We start from the raw sequence: 19,174 nt of genomic DNA, 5'->3' as shown, positions 1-19,174 counted from the left end.
GAGAAGGAGTAATATAATTCAGCAGAGATATTGCAGGTTTGATCTGAATTTTCTATTAATATAAGGAGAAATACAATGGCTGTAGAAATTCGTCTTCCACCTAATTTTCAGGTACGTGCTAGGGAAAATGAATATTTGGAATTACCTACCATCCAGTTAATAGCTGCTGGTGATAATGTGCCTCATATTGCCAGAATTAATTGTGTTGTTACTGGTACGCCAGAGGAATTAGCTTTACAAATTAAAAAAGCATATAAGCCTTTTGATTCTGTGACTCCTAAAATTTCGCAAATCGGGCAGTTAGAACAGTATCCTTGTAAATTAGATCGCCCTTTAGTGGAACCAATTAACTGCACTTTAGAAGTGATGGTTGAGTATTTTGATTCTGATGCGTTGGGTGATCCACTACTATCTGAGCCTAGACAAGCTGGGGCTTCTTGTTATCTCTGGTCTCCACTGGTTTTTGAAGATGATTTGATTGATATTGATGACATTGGTAACCCTGTAGATATTAATAAATATAGTGAAAATAAAATTAATAAGAAACCTCAAAAACGGTTTCCGGGATGGTTTGCTTTAGATTTTGGTACGTCTAATTCTACAGTAACACTTTTTGATCCCATTGAAGTCCCTATTGCGGAAATTTTACCCAAAGAACAAGAAACGAGATTACGCGATCGCATGGCAGAATGGTTAAGTTCTCCCCCCTCGGTGGCTTTACCTGATGTCAATGTGAATGACTGGGAAAAGTTTATTGCTGATATTAGTAAAAATCTCGAAATTGAACCCCATCGCCTCCGAGAAGTTTTTGAAACTGAACAAAAGGAAAGATTTTTAGAAGCCCTGCGCCAAGTAGAATTATGTTTAGGTAACAGCGATAAATTTCGGCGGGCGGCTAGCAAAAAACTCTACCAAATCTACCATGAAGTTTTTCGTGTCCCTACATTAGAATCACAAAATTTAATCCCTGTTGTTTTAGATATTAATCGTCGTGATACAGAAATTCCCAGTGAGTTAGAAATTGCTAATTTAACAGATTTACAACTGCGGATGGGTAGAGAAGCTAGGGATAACAGAAAAAAGGCCATCGCCCAAGGTAGCAGCGTTTCTTTAAAAGAAATTATCAGCAGATTTCACCACTCACCTAAGCGTTATTTTGGACAGGATCGAAATTTTCCCGTAATTTTAGATAATCAGTCTGAGGTAATTAATGTTAACGAACTCGTCCAAGCAGCTTGGGCGCATTTAATCGAATTAACTGAAGATTACCGCCAACGGGCTAGACGCAGATTTTCTGAGGGAGACTTCCTTACAGCCGTTGTCACCTACCCCACCGTCGCCCCGCCAGTAGTGCGGAAAGAAGTTAAAGAATTGGTGGAACAATTGGGGATTGATGATGTGCAAACCGCCTATGATGAAGCCGTTTCTGTAGCGATATTCTTTTTATGGCGAGAATTTGGCGGGAATCTTAACATTGGAATTGAATCCTTTAAAACCCGTTGTCGTCAGGTAGACAATAAATGGTCACAAAATGTCCTAGTTTTGGATATTGGTGGGGGAACCACAGACTTAGCTTTAATTGAATTGACACTGGAAGATAAAACCCCTAACTTTGCCGATGATGAAGATCGGGGGTTAGGGGGACGTTACTATAAACTCACGCCCAAACTATTAGGTTCTTCGGGACATTTACAGTTAGGTGGTGAATTAATTACCCTGAGAATATTTAGATTATTGAAAGTGGCGATCGCTGATTTTCTCTTAACAGCCATAGCTACAGGTGACATCGATAGCGAACAACTAGAAGACTTAATTAACGCCGAATTAAATGAACGGTTTATCGATCAAGGAAAATTTAAAACTGGCAGCCTATTAAAATGTTTAGATAAAGAAAATCCCGACGGTGACGCTGCTTATAAAGATGCCCTAGACACTGCCGAAAAAGTATTACCAACCCGATGGCAACAAGCACCCCAACGGCTACAAACATTTTACACCCTTTGGGATCATGCCGAAGCCGCTAAACTCAAACTTGGGCAAAAGTCACCAACAGATGATGACATTTTAACCTTTACAATTTCTGAAGCTCAAATTTCCGAACTTCTGACTCAAAGTGCAATTAAATTCCAAATTAGACATCCCGATAATATTTGCGTAATTTTAGACAGCGAACAATTTGAACGCGCCGCCGCTTCCACAATTAAAGAAGGAATTGGCATTGCTAAAGGACTAATGGAAAGTCGCTTAGGCTTCCAAGAACCAAACATAGATTCCTGGAACACACATAAAGTTGATTGGTTGATTTTATCTGGCAAAACTTGTAACCTTGATTTAGTACAGCGCCACATCTACCAAGAATTTAGTAACTCTCCTTATTTCGTCTGGAACCCAGAACGCATCACCTTTGTTTTAGAATTTACCAAACTCGCCACCTCCGCAGGTGCTTGCTACGCCGAGAAACTCCGCAGGCTAAGATTTGACCCCGAAGAATCGAAAGAATTGTTACGCAAAGGTGCAAATCAGCTAGAAATAGATGTAAAAAATCTATTTTATTATTTACCTTGCAACTTCAAACGCAAAACCCAAAGTAACGAACTTTTATCCATCTTCAAAGCTGGACAAGAACTATATCAAATCACACCTTCAGAAACATCAGCCAAAGTGCGGACAGAATGGCAAGGGATACAATTAACTAACATTATCTATCGCCAAGACTACGAAGAAGGAGACTTACGGCTATGGGGTAGCTTTGACGGTAAAAACCTGATGAAAAAACTGGGAATGCAAGAAAGCGAATTTCTCAAAAAAATCAAAGTCCAATTTGAAATTGATCAAACTCTACAATTTAGCGTCTTACTATGTCAAGGAAACCCTCATTATTTAATTGATATTCCTGGTATTGATGTGGGTGCAGCCCTATTAGCAGCGTCAGAAACATCAACCTTATTTGCTGATGGTAAATTAAAGTGGAACATTGCCATAGCAGGTCCAAAGGAAAACTTAAATGATGGAGATATTGCCGTCAACGTTTTAGAATCAGCAACGGTAGATCAACCAAATGCTTATCATTTAGTATTTGAAGTAGACACAGATAATAGTAAATTCCTGCGGGAATTTCACTATATTCACCATAGCGAACAGCAATCAGAAACTGGTTTAGTTAGTAATCCCTTACCGCCTTTTCCCAAAACCAGCCAGCATACATTTTACATCTATCAAACAGACCCCACAACTAACACTAAAAAATGGATCAGAATTGGCGCATTAAGTAAACCAGATGTCGCCACAGATTACCCCTGCAAATATCGTGTCACTCTCGACAACAAAGGTATTCTGAGAATGCACGCCGGGGAGGTTCCCTATTGGAAATCCACCAGCCAAGAATGTCTTAAACAAGCAGGATGTGTTTATCGGGCTGAACTAGAATTACAACCTAATGAAGTAGATAAAGAACGCGATCCCTTTTGCGGAATACATTAAACATTTTCTCTTCTTTGGCGTACTGGGCGTGATGGTTTACGCCCAAGCTACCCTAACTTTAAAAAATAAACCTTAAATCAACCGTGTTACTTTTTAGCATCTAGTCTGTGGAAAAAAACCAGAAATCTTACGATAGAAACCGTCAAAGAAGTTAGGAGATAAAACCTCGCACTTCTTAAAGTGAAGAGGGGTTTATAAAACCGAGACACCATTAGGATCTTAACCCAGTCCCCAGTACCCAGTCCCCAGTACCCAGTCACCAATCCCCAGTCCCCAGCTATAATATTCATGCAGCAATTACGTCAGTTATTAGCGATAGAAAACTCAGAATTAGCCAAACTCCTAAAATTTAGCCTCTACGGACTAGAAGCAACATTAAACAAAGCCCGGACAGAATTTCCCCTCGATCCGGGAACAGAAATATGTGCAGAAATTCTCCAAGAAATCGCTAACTTATTACAACCACCACCAGAGGCGATCGCCATCATCTCGCCCCCAGGTGAGTTAAAATTAGATCATTTACGGTCAGCCTTTAACGCTGATGCTGAACTCAGAGTATATTTAGGTAACTCCCAACTCCAAAGCCAAAGCGACGCTAACTTATGGAACGAAATTCACCGTCAACTGCTGCGCGTTCCCGAAAACATCGCCACAGCTTGGCGACAACGGGCGTTAGAACTAGCGCAACAAATGGGGGCTTTAGCGGATAATTCCCATCTCCAAAAACTACCCTTCAGCCGAGATGAAATCATCTACCCTGGACTCAAGGGGACGATAAACGCCCCTGGTTTATGTTTATCAGCACAAGAATTATTAAATACTGGAATTAACCCCATTGATAACTATGGTAACTTGTATTATTTAGCTGGTTTTGTGCATCTATTTCTACAATTTATCGACATAGATCCAGACTTACATCATGCCTTAAAAAGCGTGTTTAGCTTCGATATTATGCCATTACACTCACAGCCAGAACAACGCACTCAATATATAAATACTTTAAGCGATCGCTGGCATCGGGTGCAACAAGCCCAGTCCCAGTCCGATGAATTATTAAATCTGCGCACATGGATAGATATGGATGAAGCCATACATTCCCTAGTATTTATCCCACCAGTGGAACGTTATTCTTGGTGGGGGAACTTACAGCAGGAATCAAGACGCATTTTGAAAAAAATGGCTCAAACCGCCATTAATCTCGGTTATGACGTAAGAATTAGACAACTATCAGGACTTTACGCTGATGTCTGCAACTTCTCCAAAGACGATCTTCAGCTAAACTGCGGCGGTGTTCCTGGGGAAGTATTAACTTGTCTGCGGGTCTATGCGCGAATTAATCAAGAAGAAATCCCAGGACGGGTAATTTTTCGCTCATTACGCTAAATATCATTATTCCATAAATTGAAGCAATTATGACTAAAATTGCGGCATATTTTTAAGTTATTCCTGATGAATATGTAGGCAAGAAACCGCCAATAATAGGGATTCTGGCTAATATAGTAATTGAGCTTTATTCCTGAATAATTCCTGGGGATATGAAACAGTAACAAGTAAGTTTGACTATAGTTAATTCTCTGTAATATGAGCATTACCAGATATCAATTTAGGTAACACGTGCTACTTTAAAAAAAACATAAAACACTTTGCAAGTAAATGAATAGGACTTACGCAAAAACTCTCACTTCGACAAGCTCAGGGCATCGCAGTTACCACTAAAACCCTCTTAACTTAGTGTTATTTGTTGTCCTTTGTTGGGGGCATAAGCTGCGTGTAAAACCTACGATATGGCTACCCTTAAAGCGGAGCTTTCGCTTTAGCGATATGTGGTTTGTTTCTTCCTGATTTTGCCTAAGTCCTGATGAAGTACATTATGCTTCCCTCTTCCCTTGTGGGGTGGAGTTCTTGTATTTCACTTAATCAACAACCGCTATATAATAAAAAATCAGGATATTTTCATGAATAAAATTCAGAAAAAAAACCATATTCGTGATCACCATAAATTTATCCACCTTAAATATATTTATTGGAGTTTACAGACCACATTAGCAACTTTCATGGTTCTGTTACTCTCACTGACCATCAAGCCGGGATTAGCTGGAGATATTGCAGATAAACCCGTAATTCTGGAAAATCAACCAAGTGAATTAAATGTTGAACCACGCCCAGAAACATCTACACCATCTCCCCTCAATAGTCAATCAAATTTCAGCCTCAGAGAACGGTTATTAGAAATTAGAAAAAGTAGACTTTTACTGCAACCACAGCCAACTATCAATCAAGTTCAACCCGAAACATTCAACAATTCTTTTTCTGGTGAAAATATTTCCCCCACAGATGCACCAAAAACTGATCTTGATATAACATTAGAAAATGAAACTAATGTATTGCAAGCACAACCATCTCAAAGCATGGGAGAAATAGATACTTTAGAATCTGTAGACGATATCGAAAAATTACGTCAAGAACTGTTAATTGAACCCATCATCACGCCTCGTGAAAAACTATCAGTTAATCGTCCCAGTCAAAAAGCCTTCCCCGGTTCAACAGCCGGTACTCCCTCTGGCTATGGTGCGAGTGCTGGTCAATTCTATATTGGCGTTGGTTTACTATTCCCCTTAGAAGAAGAGTCTGATGGCTTTGTTGATGGTTCTTACTCTGCTGGTTTTGGATTGGGAGATCCGTTTAACTCTGTGGGATTAGAAGTTAATGTTAACTTTAGCAGTTCTGGCGGTGACTTTCTCAAAGGTGGAGAGTTTGATGTTGGTAGTAGCGGCTATATGGGTTTAAAACTCCATAAGTACTTTGCTGATGGTACAGCAATAGCCTTGGGGTGGTCAAATCCTGTGAAATGGGGAGAATCTTCTAGCAATAAAGAGACTATTTATGGAGTAGTTACCAAAGCATTTCCCCTACAACCAAATAACCCCAATCATCAATTACCTTTAACTATTTCTGTTGGTATTGGTAATGGCGGTTTTCGTTCTCTAGGTGCAAGAGAAACAGACAAAAATGAGGTGAATATTTTTGGTAGTGCGGGTTTAAGAGTCATCCCTCAACTATCCTTGGTAAGTAGCTGGACTGGAAATCGTCTCAATGCAGGTACATCTATTGTTCCTTTCAAAAATGTCCCGCTCATTATCAATGGAATTTTCACAGACATTACACGCAACTTTGACACTGGGTTAGGTTTTTCTCTCAGCGCCGGGTACAGTTTTAGGTTTTAACTGCTCCCTGAAGATGCAATTTCATTAACAATAAAAATAATGAACAAACAACCATTCTTTCTCGCTTTTGTTCTAGCATTCACTGTTGGTAGTTATTTAGTGGTTGCGTCTCATAGAGCATATGCTGGTAAAGAAATCGTACCAGGAATAGCCCCCGATTCTGGTTCATCCATTGGGGATAAGCTGAACGTATCCGGAACTGGTGATGATTCCGGTTCCTCAACTGGGGATACTTTTACACCTGCGCCTGGGGTTGATTTAGAAGTTGTGAATGATAGTGAGACGCTGACACCAGTAATTAACGTTCCCACACAAGTTCAGGATAATTTAAATCGCGTTGCTGATCATATACTCAATCAACCAGCACCTGCTAATAGTCCACTTAGCACTATTAGACATATTTTACCCGGTGGAGTAAATGCTCTACCAGCAGCCAATAATTTAGAAGCTGCTATTGTTCATTCAGGAGTTTCAACCTCAACAGCAACAGCATTGGTAGGTAGTTTAAATGGACTCACAGGGGAATCACAAAATGTGAATATCCATAAGTTCAATGATGCTGTGACTGCATATAATCAAATTTTGAATGAAAGTAATCCCCACGTTTTGCAATCACTGGGAAATAACCCAGAGTTTCGGACGATTAATCACTTATTGCAGCAGTTTAGAGGTGCTTTGATTCAAAATTAAAAATCGAGTCATACCAATTATTTGTGAAGCTGCATATTATTTCTACCCCACCCCTAGCCCCTCCCCGCAAGCGAGGAGGGGAACTGGATTTCTGGTTAAATTCTATTTAATATTAAATTGGTATTAGGTTGTTATCTTGTCCGGTAACGTTTGCCGAAAATAGCACTACCTAGTAAAAAGGTGATGACGATTGCGATCGCCAGATAAACTAAATTTTGTGTAAGATGATAACAATAGTGGATATATTAATCATCAATGCCACTATCACAGAAGAAAACCCAGTGGTGAGTCTACCAATTGCACCAAATATCGGAATAAAATCCAACACAACATTGGATTCTATATTCCCAAAAACAGACATTTTTATTTAAACTAAGCAAAAAATTGCGGAATTACATCTCTGTATCCTGCGTTCAGCAGCTAAAACCTCTACTATTCCCGAATAAATTTTTTCCTATAATTTATGCACTAGCAGAGACAAACAGTGGTAAAACAAATGCAGCGATAATTCCCAGCAAAACAACAAACTCAATAATTCTCAGGGAAAAATTATTTTCTATTAACTGATTAATTTCACCACTAAAATTCTGGGAAAAACTACTCAACCAACTACGGAAGTCACTATACCAATTTCTTGGACCATCTCCTGTCCGGAATTTCCACGACAACATTGATAGTAACAACGGCGCACCACCCACTTTAGCAGACATCAAAAGATGAATAGCTAAACCACAAAGCATAATCACCCAAGCTATGAGATGGAAATAATACGACAAGTGATCAAGTTCACCTACAGGTAACCATTCTTCCTTCATCATTCTGCCAGATATCACCGCTAAAATCGAGGCGCACAGCATCAAAGTATTAACAATACGTTGCAGACTCACCCACCAAATTGGTTTACCAACCTGTGTGAGTTTTTGTATGGAGTCTGGTTGTAATAGGCGCTTTTCTCCAGCATGAAAGCTATAGAGGGCGAAAACTGGTAATAAAAGTAGGAAAGCTAAACCCAGCGTTCCGTGAATATCCTGAATTGGGTCAATTCTGGGAATGGAGATTCCACCAAATCTTTGGTCGAAGGTGTTGTACACTAAAAATCCGGTGATGATTGCTGTAATTACTAAAATTGCACTTATACCATGCAAAATTCGCAACAATAAAGGCTGATAGGGGGCTGAACGACTCATAAAAATTTTATTAACAGGTCTAATATCGTTCTAGAATACCCTAAAAGCCTCTCCCTTATGCTGAATATTAGTGCAATTAGTTGGTCATTCCTGAATATAAACTCAAGAATGACCGGAAGTTTTAAAGAAGGAAAAAATCAATCAAAACTAGGCGCAACTAAGGTAAAAACCGTAATTTCTGGCCGTGCAAAAAATCTCAAATGCACTCCCGTCATTCCTAAACCACGGTTAGTGTACAACTGCATATCTTCAACTTGATAGAGTCCCAAATAATACCGCCTACCCCAAGGAGGTAACATGGGCGGTTGCAAAACAGGTAAACGCACCTGTCCACCATGAGAGTGTCCTGATAACTGTAAATCAAACCGTCCAGTGATAGCACTAGATTTAGCAAAATCAGGTTCGTGTGCGAGTAAAATTGCTGCACCGTCATCAGGTAACTTCTGCAACACTAAATCTAAACGGTCTTGACCCATGAACACATCATCCACCCCAGCAATGTGTAAAACAGCTTGACCTCGCTTTAAAGTGTAAATATCATTACTCAGATTGACTGTACCGCTTTTTGCTATTGCTTGTGTAATCCTTTCTACATCATTTTCGTGGTCATGATTACCTAGTGTAGCCACGGTTAAATCTTGAGGGGTAAATTCAGCTAACATCGACCCTAGAGAAGGGATGAATTGTGGTAAATTCCGGGTAATTAAATCGCCTGTAATGGCTACTAGGTCTGGTTGTTGTTTGTTAACTAAACGCACAATTCGCCGGAAACGGTGGGGAGTCATCCATCTATCTCGGTGAATATCACTGATTTGGACAATGCGATAACCGTTAAATTCTGAGGAGAGATGAGGTAATGTTAATTGCAAATGATTGATGGCAATCCAATTCGGTTCAATGAATTTGCCGTAAAATAAAGTACAACAGCCTAAGAGAAAACACCATTGGAAACATCGAAAGGCTGATTGGCGGGCTTTTTTCAGCCACTTACGATTTCTCAAGGCACAAACTCCTGCAATGTGACAGCCAGATTTTAGGTTATGCTATTTATTTCTATTTGGCTGTGTCAGATAATTCTGAATAGATAAATAAAATAAACAGTTAAAGTAGTTAAGATATGAATAAGTGATATAATGTTTCTCTCTTTCACCCTGGTTTTATGGGACTGCCAATTGTTGCTATTATCGGTCGCCCGAATGTGGGCAAATCTACCCTGGTTAATCGTCTCGCCGGGGAACAAACGGCGATTGTCCACGATGAACCGGGTGTTACGCGCGATCGCACATATATGCCATCTTACTGGCGCGATCGTGACTTTCTCATTGTAGACACAGGTGGCTTAGTATTTAATGATGATACGGAATTTTTGCCCCTAATTCGCCAACAGGCACTGACAGCCCTCTCCCAAGCCACTGCTGCTATCTTTGTTGTCGATGGTCAAATTGGATTAACTGGATCTGATCAAGAGATTGCCACATGGTTACGCCAACAACCAGTACCTGTATTACTGGCTGTGAATAAATGTGAATCCCCAGACCAAGGCGCAATTCAAGCCTCGGAATTTTGGGAATTAGGTTTGGGCGAACCTTTCCCGATTTCAGCTATTCATGGTAGTGGTACAGGAGAATTACTCGATGAGTTAATTAATCATATCCCCATCGTCACGGAAGTAGAAGAAAGCAACGAAATTAAAGTCGCTATTATCGGTCGCCCCAATGTGGGTAAATCCAGTTTGTTAAATTCTTTTGTGGGGGAAGACAGGTCAATTGTTAGCCCCATTTCCGGGACAACACGGGATGCTATTGATACGGTGGTAGAACGGAATGATCAAGTTTATCGGTTAATTGATACTGCCGGCATTCGCAGAAAAAAACAAATAGAATACGGGACAGAATTTTTTAGCATTAACCGTGCTTTTAAAGCTATTCGCCGCGCCGATGTGGTTTTATTGGTGATTGATGCTTTGGATGGAGTCACAGACCAAGACCAGAAATTAGCGGGGCGGATTATCGACGAAGGTCGCGCTTGTATTATTGTGGTGAATAAATGGGATGCGATCGAAAAGGATTCCTACACCATTTATGACTACGAAAAATCTCTAGAAGCCCGATTACATTTTACAGAATGGGCAGAAACAATTTTTGTCAGTGCTTCTACAGGACAACGGGTAAACAAGATTTTAGAGTTAGTCAATGAAGCTGCTGAATCCCACAAACGCCGTGTGAGTACATCTGTGATCAACGAAGTTCTCACCGATGCTGTGAGTTGGCATTCACCCCCTGCTACCCGTGGTGGTCGTCAGGGTAAAATCTATTACGGTACTCAAGTGGGTGTCCAACCACCAACTATTGCTTTATTTGTCAACGAAGCCAAACGCTTTAATGATAACTACCGGCGTTACATTGAACGGCAATTCCGCAAACAATTAGGGTTTAAAGGTACGCCTATCCGTTTGCTGTGGCGCAGTAAAAAAGTCCGGGATATGGAAGTTGGGAGTGTGAATAGAGCAACTCGCGTTAAATAGGTGCGATATTTATTAAGCTGAGTAGGGTGTGTTAGTCCGTGGGCTGATGCACCTTAATGTTTATATTAAATTAAATATCAAAGCTGACTCAGCACTCAGAAAAGACATGGATTTATTGCGATCGCTACCACTGGGACTTTATTTAGAACAACCGCAAACTTGGCTACATAAACTCGATCCCCGCGTCAAAATTGGTTGGTTAATGAGCTTTCTCACTAGCTACAGTTTTGCCAATAACGAGTGGCGCATACTACTGGTAGCATTGTTAATTCTGTTTACTGTCCTAGCCCGCATACCCCGGCGAGTCTGGAAAGAACAAATGGGCTGGCTGCTGACACTGGCGCTGTTTGTTTTCCTGTTGATTAGTATCAGTCCCGATGGTTTGGGGGTACAATATCAGCCACGGCTACCAAATAACCCACAAGTATTAACTCAGCCAGTCAACGGCAGTAAGACAGAAATTGTCCCAGCAGCAACCACCGAAAATCAATACTACAGCTACATCTTATTTAGTAAGGGGCCAGTTACAGTTACTCGCCGGTCTATTGATTTGGCTATCAGAGTCAGTACAATTATCTTTACCGTGATTTACAGCAGTAACCTGTATCTGTTGACAACCGCACCGGAAGAAATCACCACGGGTATAGAAAGTTTAATGCAGCCCCTACGACGGTTCAAAGTACCCGTTACGGAAATTACTCTGACTTTAACTTTGTCCTTGCGATTTATCCCCCTAGTTCTGGAAGAGGTGCAGAATTTAATTCGTTCAGTGATGACCAGGGCGATTAATTGGAAAAAACTGGGGTTAAAAGGAGCGGTTAAAGTGTGGACGATAGTGGCAGAGAAGCTGTTTAAAAATCTACTATTACGAGCCGAACAAATGGCTAGTGCGATGATGGTACGTGGCTTTACTAGTCCCAATGAACATCAAGTCAAATGGCACGAATTACGCCTGCGAGCAAGAGACTGGCTGGCGATCGCTTTCCTCACATTATTTTGGGGTGCTAGACTGGTTCTGGGAAATGTGCAAATCTAGCCTCCTCAACATCTTGGCTATATTTGTTCCACAGAGCGATAATTATGGCAATATGGAAAGAAGCCAGAGCCAACAGACATAATTCCCTTGCTCGTCTGTTGTGCAGTTCTACGTTGCTACTGCCAACCTCATCTGCCCATTCAGAACCAGATCAAGCTGTTCATCATCGGCACTAAATAGCCAGAATCACTAATTTTCGCATCAGCTAACTTAATATTCTGGCAAAAGGGGTGTATTATCTTCTGAACATTTGTACTGAACTGCGAAAAGATATATACTCCTACCTTGACTATTCAATGAATCCAGAAAACTTAGAAACTTACATAAATCATCCAACTTGGGGTTTGCTTTATCGGATATGTATGGTCGATGAAAACCAAGATTTATTCACTACACTTTATGCCCAACGGTTGTTTTTTTTAGTGGGCAATGACATTAAAGGTATCAAATTTCAGTCCATAGGCAGGACTGAAGCTAGAATGTTGTTAGAAAATCGCTTACGTACTCTCCGCCGCAGTGGTCAATCACAGGAGTACGATTTACTTCAGAGTGTTTTCCAACGCACATTCCAATGACTAGTTCCATTAGCGAACGTATCACCACCATTAGGGCTTCCCTACCACCTTCAGTTAGGTTAATTGCTGTTAGCAAAACATTTCCGGCTGAAGACATTCGTGCTGCTTATGCCGCCGGAATCCGCGATTTTGGCGAAAACCGTATCCAAGAAGCTGCCAGTAAACAAGCCGAGTTGCAAGACTTACCGGATATTACCTGGCACTTTATTGGTGGGTTGCAAAGCAATAAAGCTAAAAAAGCCCTTGAATTATTTGATTGGATTCACTCAGTAGACAATTTAAAACTAGCACTGCGCTTAAATCAATTGGCAGAACAGCTAGGAGTTACTCCTCAAGTTTGTCTACAAGTGAAACTTCTCCCTGACTCCAATAAGTCCGGTTGGAGTGTCCCAGAACTCTTAATAGACCTATCTGCCCTCAACCAGTGTAAAAATTTACAAATTCAGGGTTTGATGACAATTCCCCCATTAGGTTTGACCAATGCTGAGAAAATTAATGTATTCCAAAATACATATAAATTAGCCCAAGAAATTCAGGCACAAAACTGGTCTCACTTGAAAATGGAACAGCTGTCAATGGGTATGTCAGGAGACTACCAACTGGCAGTGGTATCTGGGGCAACGATGGTCAGATTAGGGACTATCTTATTTGGCAACCGCACCTAGAATAGGGAACATCAATTTTGGCTTTTGCCGTCAATGGCAGTAGGGATAAAATACTGAAATTATTGGTTATACGCTAGTGTTTTAGAATACAGTGATTTAAATTTAACCCAGGTGACTAATAACCAAACAATGGGGTAAAGTCATCTTTATTTCCAACAATCATTAGGATATAATCTTGACTCATTAATTCAGTCTGAGTTAATCTACAAGCGTTCCCCAAAATGTAAATTCATCAACCCTAGTTGTAGTAGAAGCTGCAAATTAACCTTTGTGGCGATGAAATCCGGCTACATTAATTCATAGCCAAATCAATCAGGGTCAATCTTATCAGGAGCATAAAAATGAACAACATATTTAGTAAACTCCGAGACTTTGTAGGTCTCAATGAGCAAGTGGAATACGAATACTACGAAGAAGAACCCGATACAAATGGTGGTAACTACCAAAACCTGTATCAAGAACAAAATCCCCAACCAGCACCAGCAGAAATCCCTGCTCAAAATCGACGTTGGCGGGAACCCATAACTACAATGGGTGATGATGATGATGTAGCCACAGGATCAAAGTCTACGATGGGGAATGTAATTAATATGCCAGGAGCGATTAACGGGATTTCAGAGGTGCTAGTGCTTGAACCTCGTACATTTGAGGAAATGCCCCAGGCAATTCAAGCCCTCAGAGAGCGTAAGTCAGTTGTGTTGAACTTGACCATCATGGACCCAGATCAAGCACAACGAGCAGTGGATTTTGTTGCAGGTGGTACTTACGCCCTGGATGGACATCAAGAGCGCATCGGAGAAAGCATATTTCTGTTTACGCCTAGTTGTGTGCAAGTTAGCACCCAAGGTGGAGTTATTCATGAAGTACCACAAACCCCCGCTCGTCCTTCACGTCCCGCAACCAGTTCCAGTCAATCCTGGGGCAACGACGTTAACCGCATGGTACAGTAACCAAAAATTAATCAAAAATTCAGAAACCAGGATTTTTGATAATTTTACGGGCGGGTTTAACGAAATGTGGTATCTTACCATAAATTAATGGTTTAAACCTGCTCTTATTGACTATATAACTGAATGACTATTAAATTTGGCTTAATTGGTGGCGGGGTAATGGGAGAAGCTCTTTTGTCCCGCTTACTAGCGCGGGAAATCTATCAGGCATCAGAAGTGATAGTGAGTGAACCCCTACCGACACGCCAAAATTATTTGCGGCAGAAATATAATGTAACGGTAACTCCAGATAATGGTTTGGTGTTTACAGAATCCACGGAAGTAGTATTTTTAGCAGTAAAACCACAAGTATTCAGTGCGATCGCTCAAGAATTAGCAGATATACTGACTATCCAAATTTCCCCTCTAGTCATTTCTATTTTGGCTGGAGTCTCCTTAAGCCAACTAGAATCGGCATTTCCCCAGCTACCTGTAATTAGAGCTATGCCCAACACTCCAGCTACAGTGGGGGCAGGTACTACCGCCATCTCTCTAGGTGCATACACTAGCCCCAAGCATCAAAAAATAGCACATCAAGTTTTTTCAGCAGTGGGAGAAGTGGTAGAAGTTTCTGAAATCCTGATGGATGCAGTTACAGGTCTATCTGGCAGTGGACCGGCTTATGTGGCATTGATGGTGGAAGCAATGGCTGATGGTGGAGTAGCAGCAGGCTTACCTAGAACCATCGCCAATCAACTAGCCCTGCAAACTGTATTAGGCACAGCGAAACTGTTGGTAGAAAAGAAAATGCACCCAGCAGAACTCAAAGATAGTGTTACTAGTCCCGGTGGTACAACAATTGCGGGAATTGCTCAACTAGAAAAAGCAGGATTTCGTTCAGCTCTGATTGAAGCAGTAAAAGCGGCCACACTGCGATCGCAAGAGTTGGGGAAATAAGAGGCAGGGGGCAGGGTGCAGGGAGCAGGGGGAAAGATTGTTACTTCCCAATGACTAATGACTAACGAAGTTGACAACATAGCCGTTAATATAGTAAAAAGTCCGGTTGCAAATTTGATTGAGTGAATTATCCCGCACCATCTCCAAAACTTGACTTAGGGTTAATCTTTCCCTTTGAACTTGATCAGTTCCAACAAGATGCGATCGCGTCCCTAAATTCTGGACGTTCCGTAGTCGTTTGTGCGCCCACAGGTTCCGGTAAAACCCTAGTTGGGGAATACGCCATCTATAGAGCCTTATCACGGGGGAAACGTGTATTCTATACCACCCCCCTCAAAGCCCTGTCAAATCAGAAATTACGTGATTTCCGTGAGCAATTTGGTTACGACCAAGTGGGATTGTTAACTGGAGACATTTCCATTAACAGGGATGCACCAATTCTGGTAATGACAACAGAAATCTTTCGCAATATGCTCTATGGCACACCCATCGGGCAAGTTGGCATTTCTTTAGTAGACGTGGAAGCCGTAGTGCTAGATGAGTGTCACTACATGAACGATCGCCAAAGGGGAACAGTGTGGGAAGAATCAATTATCTACTGTCCTCGTGAAATTCAACTAGTAGCCCTTTCCGCCACCGTTGCCAACAGCGATCAACTCACCGACTGGCTCAACCGTGTTCACGGTCCCACAGACCTGATTTATTCCGATTTTCGCCCAGTTCCCTTAGAATTTTATTATTGCAACCCCAAAGGGCTGTTTCCCCTCCTCAACGAAAATAAAACTAAAATTAGCCCCCGATTGGCAAACAGAGGCAAAAGAAAGCCCGGAGATAGAGGTAGAGGCGGCAGACCAGAAGCCCCCACCATCGCTTACACCCTCAGCCACCTACAGCAACGGGATATGCTCCCAGCCATTTACTTTATCTTTAGTCGCCGGGGATGCGATAAAGCCGTGGCAGAAGTCGGTGATTTGTGGTTAGTAAATAATGACGAGTCGCAAATATTACGCCAGCAAATCGATGACTTTTTAAGCCGGAATCCTGAAGCCGGACGTTCTGGGCAAATCGCCCCCCTGTACAGAGGTATTGCTGCTCACCATGCCGGAATTTTACCTGCGTGGAAAGGACTAGTAGAAGAACTATTTCAGCAAGGGCTAATTAAAGTAGTTTTCGCCACCGAAACCCTAGCGGCGGGAATCAATATGCCAGCCCGGACAACAGTAATTTCCACCCTTTCCAAACGGACTGATTCTGGACATCGCCTCTTAAACCCTTCCGAATTTCTGCAAATGGCTGGACGTGCCGGCCGCCGAGGCATGGACTTACAAGGTCATGTAGTCACAGTCCAAACCCCCTTTGAAGGCTCCAAAGAAGCCGCGTACTTAGCGACATCTAAACCAGACCCCCTAGTGAGTCAGTTTACACCCAGCTATGGTATGGTACTGAACTTGCTGCAAATCCACACACTAGAGCAAGCCAAGGAACTCATAGAACGTAGTTTTGGGCAGTACATGGCAACTGTGCATTTACGACCAGAGTATGATGAAATAGCCGAACTGCAAACCCAATTAGCCCAACTGCAAGCACAAATTTCCACAGTTAGCGAACATGAATTAGCCGTTTATGAGAAATTACGGCAACGCCTGAGAATAGAACGTCAGTTATTAACCACCCTGCAAGAACAAGCTCTAGAAAATCGGCAAGAAGAATTTGTGATGATGTTGAGCTTTGCAGTGTCGGGAACGCTATTAAGTCTCAAAGGTGAAAACATTGCCGTCTCTACACCCATAACAGCAGTATTAGTAGGAAAAACACCAGCGCCTCCTGGACAAGCTCCTTACTTGGTATGCTTAGGGCAAGATAATCGCTGGTATGTAGTTACAACTGGGGATGTCGTCGATTTGTATGCACAATTGCCCAGAGTGGATGTGCCAGAGCAGATCGTACCACCAGCAGAATTAGTAATTAAACCGGGGAAATCACTGCGTGGTAGTGAACAGAGCTTTGCGATCGCTCAACGCATACCAGAAGTCCAAGGCTCAATGTATATGCCCCCGGAAGTCGTGGAACAACTCAGCCGCGTTACCGCCGTTCAAGAGCAACTAGAAACCAATCCCATCCATCAATCAGGCAATGTCAGCAAACTTTTCAAACGCCGGGCGCGTTATGTAGAATTAGAAGCCGAACTTGAGGAATTACAATCACAAGTTGAGGAACACTCACAACGCCATTGGGAAGAATTTGTCAATTTAATTTCCATCCTGCAATACTTTGACGCGTTAGATAACTTAGTCCCCACAGAACTAGGGCAAATGGCCGCCGCCATTCGCGGAGAAAACGAATTATGGCTGGGATTAGTCTTTGAAAGTGGTGAATTAGAACATTTAGATCCCCATCATTTAGCAGCAGCAGCAGCAGCCTTAGTCATCGAAACCCCTCGTCCAGATAGTAAAGTCCACTTTGACCTCAGTAACGAAGTAATAGAAGCCTTGGCAAAACTGCGGAACATTCGCCGCAAAATATTTCAAGTCCAACGGCGATATAATGTCGCTTTGCCCATCTGGTTAGAACTGGAATTAATTGCCATAGTAGAACAATGGGCGCTAGGAACACCGTGGACAAAACTCTGTGAAAATACAACCTTAGACGAAGGTGATGTGGTGAGAATTTTACGGCGCACCTTGGATTTATTATCTCAAATCCCCCACGTTCCGCACTTATCGAAAGATTTCCAGCGTAATGCTTATCGGGCGATGCAATTAATTGATAGGTTCCCAGTGAATGAGGTAGCTGATTAAGCATTTTCAGCTTCAGCTAAAATCTCCCTTCCTAGCAACTTCCCATTACCAGCGAGGAAGGGATGGTAATATTCAATCAAAATATTAGTGCGATGTTTACAGAGATCGCTGTCTTCCATAGAACAGGCGTTATATTATGATACTTTTATTACTGTGATACCAAATCTTATGATGCTTATACAGCAGCCTCTTTAACTTCTTCGTCGCCCCCTCAAGAAAAGGGCATTATTCCAGAAGGTTTTCGGATTGATGCTGGTATTAAAAATCTCCTATTAAATTCAGTTGAACTTGCAAAAATTTATTTGAGTACGAAAGAGAGTGCTTATATAGCAGTTCCTGAATTTTATTCGGTTAATCAAAGAACCTATAAGCTTGCTCAAGATATAGAACGTAGTCAGTTTGAATCACTAATCCAAACACATATTAATGATGCAATGCAATTAGTAGATGATGTTTTACATAAAGCACGTCTTCAAACATCTCAGATTCATCAAGTTCTGTTAATTGGTGGAACATCTCGTATTCCCTTACTTAAAAAAGAGATGTATAGAACCTTTGGTCAAACAAAGGTGGTAGAGGTTGAGAATGCCGATACAATAATTGCTGAAGGTGCTGCTATTATTTCTTACCATAATTGGACACCATATACTGATATGGGTTCCCCAATGGTAATATTTACTTTTTGTTTACCCAGTCGGGGAGTTGGAGATACTTTATCACCTTTAATACGTGCAATCATTTTCCACAAAATTAATGTGGTTTGGGCGAATCTTTCGGCTGTGGGTTTTTCGCGGATATAACTACCGGAAACAGCGACAAAACTTTCTACTAATCTCATGTGCCACATTCGGGAATTGGCTTCTTCGGCGACGCGATTTCCTAATGTTTTAATATCCCGAAACTCTTCATAAAAATAACCCAAGATTCGGTGAATTTTGCGCTGAAGAGTTAAAGTACAGATTATTAATGTAAATGGATTGACTCAGATTGTCAAATAGCATAGTAGCAAAAAACCCCCTAGCAATTATAAAAAGCTAAGGGGTTTTGTTGTATGGATAAACCTGGCATCGAGCTATTTTTGCGGAGGGCTACCCCTCAACTATCGTCGC

General features: G+C 41.5%; 15 protein-coding genes and 2 pseudogenes. 13 read left to right on the top strand and 4 right to left on the bottom strand.

Annotated features, from left to right (window positions below):
* Positions 1 to 75: 75 nt before the first annotated feature.
* The 4 genes from ACM0OP_RS14080 (at position 76) to ACM0OP_RS14065 (ending at position 7,394) form a co-directional block, all read left to right on the top strand.
* Positions 76 to 3,480 (top strand): molecular chaperone, encoded by a 3,405-nt coding sequence (locus tag ACM0OP_RS14080; protein WP_414529041.1) that lies wholly within the window; start codon positions 76 to 78, stop codon positions 3,478 to 3,480.
* A 288-nt stretch (positions 3,481 to 3,768) separates the two neighbouring features.
* The gene (locus ACM0OP_RS14075) at positions 3,769 to 4,863 is read left to right on the top strand and encodes a hypothetical protein (protein ID WP_414529040.1); all 1,095 of its coding nucleotides are present in this window, start codon (positions 3,769 to 3,771) and stop codon (positions 4,861 to 4,863) included.
* Positions 4,864 to 5,435: 572 nt separating this feature from the next.
* Positions 5,436 to 6,704 (top strand): hypothetical protein, encoded by a 1,269-nt coding sequence (locus ACM0OP_RS14070; protein WP_414529039.1) that lies wholly within the window; start codon positions 5,436 to 5,438, stop codon positions 6,702 to 6,704.
* Positions 6,705 to 6,743: 39 nt separating this feature from the next.
* Positions 6,744 to 7,394, top strand: a complete 651-nt coding sequence (locus tag ACM0OP_RS14065; RefSeq protein ID WP_414529038.1) for a hypothetical protein — start codon at positions 6,744 to 6,746, stop codon at positions 7,392 to 7,394.
* A gap of 461 nt (positions 7,395 to 7,855) precedes the next feature.
* Here ACM0OP_RS14065 and ACM0OP_RS14060 read toward each other — a convergent pair whose 3' ends face one another.
* Entirely contained in the window at positions 7,856 to 8,581 is a 726-nt protein-coding gene (locus ACM0OP_RS14060; RefSeq protein WP_414529037.1) for a cytochrome b/b6 domain-containing protein, read from the bottom strand.
* Positions 8,582 to 8,718: 137 nt separating this feature from the next.
* Positions 8,719 to 9,582, bottom strand: a complete 864-nt coding sequence (locus ACM0OP_RS14055; RefSeq protein ID WP_414529036.1) for a metallophosphoesterase — start codon at positions 9,580 to 9,582, stop codon at positions 8,719 to 8,721.
* Positions 9,583 to 9,740: 158 nt separating this feature from the next.
* On the opposite strand from ACM0OP_RS14055, the gene der reads away from it, so the two are divergent.
* The 8 genes from der (at position 9,741) to ACM0OP_RS14015 (ending at position 18,065) form a co-directional block, all read left to right on the top strand.
* Positions 9,741 to 11,105, top strand: a complete 1,365-nt coding sequence (gene der / locus ACM0OP_RS14050; protein ID WP_414529035.1) for a ribosome biogenesis GTPase Der — start codon at positions 9,741 to 9,743, stop codon at positions 11,103 to 11,105.
* A gap of 106 nt (positions 11,106 to 11,211) precedes the next feature.
* Positions 11,212 to 12,141 carry an energy-coupling factor transporter transmembrane component T family protein gene (locus ACM0OP_RS14045; protein ID WP_414529052.1) on the top strand — a complete coding sequence of 310 codons (930 nt, stop codon included), beginning with the start codon at positions 11,212 to 11,214 and terminating at the stop codon, positions 12,139 to 12,141.
* Positions 12,142 to 12,185: 44 nt separating this feature from the next.
* Positions 12,186 to 12,317, top strand: coding sequence for a hypothetical protein (locus ACM0OP_RS14040; protein WP_414529034.1), 132 nt, complete (start codon positions 12,186 to 12,188; stop codon positions 12,315 to 12,317).
* Between the two features lie 120 nt (positions 12,318 to 12,437).
* The gene (gene pipX / locus ACM0OP_RS14035) at positions 12,438 to 12,716 is read left to right on the top strand and encodes a transcriptional coactivator PipX (RefSeq protein WP_414529033.1); all 279 of its coding nucleotides are present in this window, start codon (positions 12,438 to 12,440) and stop codon (positions 12,714 to 12,716) included.
* Positions 12,713 to 13,381 carry a YggS family pyridoxal phosphate-dependent enzyme gene (locus tag ACM0OP_RS14030; protein ID WP_414529032.1) on the top strand — a complete coding sequence of 223 codons (669 nt, stop codon included), beginning with the start codon at positions 12,713 to 12,715 and terminating at the stop codon, positions 13,379 to 13,381. Before pipX ends, ACM0OP_RS14030 begins: the two co-directional genes overlap by 4 nt.
* 341 nt (positions 13,382 to 13,722) lie before the next feature.
* Complete coding sequence (locus ACM0OP_RS14025) at positions 13,723 to 14,331, top strand: cell division protein SepF (protein WP_414529031.1); 609 nt, start codon at positions 13,723 to 13,725, stop codon at positions 14,329 to 14,331.
* 123 nt (positions 14,332 to 14,454) lie between these two features.
* A complete protein-coding gene (gene proC / locus ACM0OP_RS14020) occupies positions 14,455 to 15,267 on the top strand; it encodes a pyrroline-5-carboxylate reductase (RefSeq protein ID WP_414529030.1) in 813 nt (270 codons plus the stop codon).
* A gap of 122 nt (positions 15,268 to 15,389) precedes the next feature.
* A complete protein-coding gene (locus tag ACM0OP_RS14015) occupies positions 15,390 to 18,065 on the top strand; it encodes a DEAD/DEAH box helicase (protein WP_414529029.1) in 2,676 nt (891 codons plus the stop codon).
* Here the strand turns inward: ACM0OP_RS14015 and ACM0OP_RS14010 are convergent.
* Positions 18,062 to 18,184 (bottom strand): hypothetical protein, encoded by a 123-nt coding sequence (locus ACM0OP_RS14010; protein ID WP_414529028.1) that lies wholly within the window; start codon positions 18,182 to 18,184, stop codon positions 18,062 to 18,064. The genes ACM0OP_RS14015 and ACM0OP_RS14010 overlap by 4 nt on opposite strands.
* 105 nt (positions 18,185 to 18,289) lie before the next feature.
* Between ACM0OP_RS14010 and ACM0OP_RS14005 the strand changes: the two are divergent.
* Positions 18,290 to 18,676 (top strand): annotated as a pseudogene (locus ACM0OP_RS14005) (Hsp70 family protein); the annotation flags it as partial.
* A 35-nt stretch (positions 18,677 to 18,711) separates the two neighbouring features.
* Here the strand turns inward: ACM0OP_RS14005 and ACM0OP_RS14000 are convergent.
* Positions 18,712 to 18,978, bottom strand: a pseudogene (locus ACM0OP_RS14000) (1-acyl-sn-glycerol-3-phosphate acyltransferase); the annotation flags it as partial.
* Positions 18,979 to 19,174: the final 196 nt, after the last annotated feature.

Source organism: Nodularia chucula CCY0103 (assembly GCF_963923915.1).
GTDB classification, from domain to species: Bacteria; Cyanobacteriota; Cyanobacteriia; order Cyanobacteriales; family Nostocaceae; genus Nodularia; species Nodularia chucula.
Note: the sequence above shows the minus strand (reverse complement) of the source record. Positions and strands in the feature narration are given on the sequence as shown.

What these genes read in the sequence shown, in the direction of transcription:
- ACM0OP_RS14060 (WP_414529037.1), bottom strand. Translation starts at nt 8,581, where the DNA reads ATGAGTCGTTCAGCCCCCTATCAGCCTTTATTGTTGCGAATTTTGCAT.
- ACM0OP_RS14030 (WP_414529032.1), top strand. Translation starts at nt 12,713, where the DNA reads ATGACTAGTTCCATTAGCGAACGTATCACCACCATTAGGGCTTCCCTA.
- der (WP_414529035.1), top strand. Translation starts at nt 9,741, where the DNA reads ATGGGACTGCCAATTGTTGCTATTATCGGTCGCCCGAATGTGGGCAAA.
- ACM0OP_RS14065 (WP_414529038.1), top strand. Translation starts at nt 6,744, where the DNA reads ATGAACAAACAACCATTCTTTCTCGCTTTTGTTCTAGCATTCACTGTT.
- ACM0OP_RS14010 (WP_414529028.1), bottom strand. Translation starts at nt 18,184, where the DNA reads ATGGAAGACAGCGATCTCTGTAAACATCGCACTAATATTTTGATTGAA.
- ACM0OP_RS14080 (WP_414529041.1), top strand. Translation starts at nt 76, where the DNA reads ATGGCTGTAGAAATTCGTCTTCCACCTAATTTTCAGGTACGTGCTAGG.
- ACM0OP_RS14040 (WP_414529034.1), top strand. Translation starts at nt 12,186, where the DNA reads ATGGCAATATGGAAAGAAGCCAGAGCCAACAGACATAATTCCCTTGCT.
- ACM0OP_RS14070 (WP_414529039.1), top strand. Translation starts at nt 5,436, where the DNA reads ATGAATAAAATTCAGAAAAAAAACCATATTCGTGATCACCATAAATTT.
- pipX (WP_414529033.1), top strand. Translation starts at nt 12,438, where the DNA reads ATGAATCCAGAAAACTTAGAAACTTACATAAATCATCCAACTTGGGGT.
- ACM0OP_RS14045 (WP_414529052.1), top strand. Translation starts at nt 11,212, where the DNA reads ATGGATTTATTGCGATCGCTACCACTGGGACTTTATTTAGAACAACCG.
- proC (WP_414529030.1), top strand. Translation starts at nt 14,455, where the DNA reads ATGACTATTAAATTTGGCTTAATTGGTGGCGGGGTAATGGGAGAAGCT.
- ACM0OP_RS14075 (WP_414529040.1), top strand. Translation starts at nt 3,769, where the DNA reads ATGCAGCAATTACGTCAGTTATTAGCGATAGAAAACTCAGAATTAGCC.
- ACM0OP_RS14025 (WP_414529031.1), top strand. Translation starts at nt 13,723, where the DNA reads ATGAACAACATATTTAGTAAACTCCGAGACTTTGTAGGTCTCAATGAG.